The 926-nt window shown below is 64.3% G+C and carries 2 protein-coding genes; both read left to right on the top strand.

Annotated features, from left to right (window positions below; translation table 11 throughout):
• A partial coding sequence (locus tag ABEA43_RS67760) for a hypothetical protein (protein ID WP_345581572.1) occupies window positions 1-348 on the top strand: 348 nt, incomplete at its 5' end.
• 72 nt (window positions 349-420) lie between these two features.
• A partial coding sequence (locus tag ABEA43_RS67755) for a hypothetical protein (RefSeq protein ID WP_345581569.1) occupies window positions 421-926 on the top strand: 506 nt, incomplete at its 3' end.

The following is a 926-nucleotide window of genomic DNA, read 5'->3' as shown; positions in this document are numbered from 1 at the left end:
ATGGGCACCGGCAACGTCAATCCCGTCCTCGAGTGGATCGAGACCGCAGATGGCAAGCGCCGGCCTGGTGATGTGCAGGAGGTGAACGACAAGGGCATTCCCATGTGGGAAGTCGAGTGCCTGCGCTCCGTCGACAAGTTCGGCAAGTCCGTCACCGAGTCCGTCAGCGTCCGTGTCCCGCACGCGAGTGAGCCGTCCATCAAGGCCTACGCCCCTGTGCCCTTCGACGGGCTGTCGGTCGACTTCTTCGTCAGCAAGGGCCAGGGCCGGGAAGCCTGGCGCGCCTCCGGTCTGTCGGCCTCGGGATCGGCATCCCCGGCTGCGGCATCCGAGTCCAGCAAGAACTGACTATCTGATCCCTACGGCCCGTCGAGAACTAGCGCTCGTCGGGCCGTAGGTCTACCCACGGAGGTTCAAGTCATGATCGCGCTCATCATCGGCCTGGTTCTGCTCGGCCTGCTGTTCCCCTTCACGCGCGTAGCGCGCAAGTACTGGCCCCAGATGGCCAGCATCCTGTGGGGCCACCGCTTCAAGATCATCCTGGCTGTGCTGCTTCTGATCGGCCTGTTCGATCGCACCGTGCTCTACGGCGCAATCTGGCTGACCATCGTCTGGGCAGTGCTCCGCTTCATCCAGTGGCGACGACGCCGCCGCTCTGGCTGGTACATGCCGGAAGTGGTGCGCGACGAGTTCGGCACCGGGAAGCGCAGTGATGCTGTGAATGACGGCGACTTTGACGCTGTGATCGCGGCTGGCGTGGTGAGTACCTGGAAGGAGCATGCCCACGCTGCGGGGCTGAGCGTGCGAATGGGAGAGGCCTCCCAGGACATGCAGGAGCTCGCGCACAAGGCCCGCCGACCGTCTGACGGCCTCGGCGGCTTCCTGGAAGTTCGCGAGTACAACAAGACCAAGAAGACCATTCAGGC

Source organism: Nonomuraea rosea, assembly GCF_039539705.1.
GTDB lineage: Bacteria > Actinomycetota > Actinomycetes > Streptosporangiales > Streptosporangiaceae > Nonomuraea > Nonomuraea rosea.
This window is presented reverse-complemented; position numbering and strand designations above follow the sequence as displayed.